This window comes from Hyphomonas sp. (genome assembly GCF_046313735.1).
Lineage (GTDB): Bacteria > Pseudomonadota > Alphaproteobacteria > Caulobacterales > Hyphomonadaceae > Hyphomonas.
On sequence record NZ_JBKBXW010000105.1, the window covers coordinates 1 to 2,392 of the forward strand.

Consider the following 2,392-nt stretch of genomic DNA (forward strand, 5'->3'; position numbering starts at 1 on the left):
GCTGCGCGCCGGTCCATCTAACGGGCATGACTGATTCAAGAAATTCTCCGGAAACAACGCTTTCCGCGCTGCTCGAACGTTGCCTCGCTGCCGGGGCGGATGCCGCTGATGCGCGGCTGGCTGTCAGTGACGGCGTCAGTGTCTCGGTGCGCGATGGCAAGCTGGAAGGCATCGAGCGGGAGGAGAATGCGGGCATTTCGCTGCGCTGCTTCTTCGGCCAGAGCCAGGCGCATGTGTCCGGCGCAGACCTGTCGGCTGAGGGGCTGGAGGCGCTGGCCTCGCGCTGTGTGGCGATGGCGAAGGCGGTGCCGGCAGACAAGTTTTGCGGCCTACCGGGGGCGGACCTGCTGGCAACCGGCGATCTGGACCTTGACCTGACCGGCGAGGCGGAGCTGAGCCCCGAAGCGCTGGAGCGGGATGCGTTGACGGCTGAGGCGGCGGCGCTGGCGGTGCCGGGGGTGAAGACCGTTGCGGGATGCGGCGCGTCCTGGAACCGGTCGAGCCGCTGGCTGGCGGCGACCAATGGCTTTCGCAGCTCCAGGACGGGCACATCGGTGAGCCTCGGCCTCGCCGCCGTGGCCGAGCGCGACGGCCATATGGAGCGCGACTACGACAGCTGGTCGGTGCGCTTCCTGAAGGACATGCCGGGCGCCGAGGAAGTCGGCCGGGCGGCCGGGGAGCGGACGATTGCCCGGCTTGGGGCGCGCAAGGTGAACACCCAGAAGGCGGCGGTGATCTTTGACCGGCGGGTGTCGGACGCGCTGATCGGGGCGTTCCTCAGTGCGATTTCCGGACCCTCGGTCGCGCGGGGCGTGAGCTTTCTGAAAGAGCGGATGGGCGAGCAGGTGTTCGCGCCCGGCGTCTACATCACCGATGACCCGCTGCGCCCGCTGGGCATGGGAAGCCGCAGTCATGACGGCGAGGGCCTGCCGGTGCGCGAGACACATCTGATCGAAGACGGGCGGCTGACGGCCTGGCTGCTGAATCTGCCATCGGCGCGCCAGCTGGGCCTGTCGCCGAATGGCTTTGCCTCGCCGGGTTTCGGCGATCCGCCGGGGGTGACGACCTCGAATGTCTATCTCCGGCCCGGCGCCGATACGCCCGGCGCGCTGGCCAAACAGGTGGGCAAGGGCCTCCTGATCACCGACATGTTCGGGCCTTCGATCAATCCCAATACCGGCGACTATTCCGCCGGGGTGGCGGGGTTCTGGTTCGAGAATGGCGAAATTGCCTGGCCGGTTTCGGAAGTGACCGTGGCGGGGGATCTGCCGTCCATGTTTGCGCGGCTGGTGCCCGCCAATGATCTTGAACTGCGCGGCACGCGGGATGCGCCGTCGATCCTCATCGAGGACATGAACCTTGCAGGCAGCTGAGCGGACGCTGGATGAAGACCTCCAGCTCCTGAAGGCGCTGGCGAAGGAGGCCGGCGACCTCGCCCTCTCCTTTACCGCGATTGGCGCGGCCAACGAGACCTGGAACAAGACCGGCGGGCGCGGCCCCGTCACCGAGGCGGATCTGGCGGTGAACCGATTGTGCGCCTTGCGGCTCCGCTCGGCCCGGCCGGAATATGGCTGGCTGTCTGAAGAGACACTCGACGAGCCGGGCGAACGGGCGAAGGCCCGCGTCTGGGTGGTCGACCCGATCGACGGGACGCGCGCCTTTATTGATGGCCGGCCGGACTGGTGCATTGGCCTGGCGCTGGTGGAAGAGGGCGAGGCGGTGGCGGGCGTGCTCTACGCCCCGGCGCTGGGGCAGTTCTATGAGGCGCGGCGCGGCGGCGGGGCGTTCCTGAACGGGGCGGGTATCCGGGTTTCCGGGCGGAGCCAGGAGCATGGGCTGCGCCTGATCGCCAATGAGGGCCTCGTGACCCATCCGAACTGGCCGGAGCCCTGGCCGGTGGTGGAACTCGCCCAGCCAAAACCGAATGCGACCCTGCTGAGAATGGCGTTCGTGGCCAGTGGCGCCTGGGACGCGACGCTGGTGTTGGGCGAGAAAGCGGACTGGGACGTTGCCGCCGGCGCTGTGCTCGTAACCGAGGCGGGCGGGCAGGCGACGACGCATCTGGGCGAACGCCTGGTGTTCAACCGCGCGGTTCCGGCGCAGCGCAGTGTCGTCGCCTCTGGCAACGCGCTGCATCCTTTGTTACTGCGCCGGTCAGGCGTGGTGAAACTCCCCGACCCGCAGGCGCGGGCCCCGAAACCGCCGCCCGCCACAACGGAGCGAAAACCCATGAGCAAGAGCGACACGACTGGCAAACAACTGCTTCACATCGTCTTTGGCGGACGCCTGAAAGACGTGACGGCGGTGGAATTCGATGATCTGACGCAGATGGACTTCATCGGCGCCTTCCCGAATTACCAGACCGCCTATGACGCCTGGAAATCGGCCGCGC

The 2,392-nt window shown here is 67.9% G+C and carries 2 protein-coding genes; both read left to right on the top strand.

All coding sequences use genetic code 11. The annotated features are described in order from the left end of the window. Positions 1–1,373 (top strand): TldD/PmbA family protein (locus tag ACK4SV_RS16825; protein WP_409918998.1); only part of this gene is annotated, 1,373 nt, incomplete at its 5' end. Then, positions 1,360–2,392 (top strand): inositol monophosphatase family protein (locus ACK4SV_RS16830; RefSeq protein ID WP_409918999.1); only part of this gene is annotated, 1,033 nt, incomplete at its 3' end. The genes ACK4SV_RS16825 and ACK4SV_RS16830, both read left to right, overlap by 14 nt.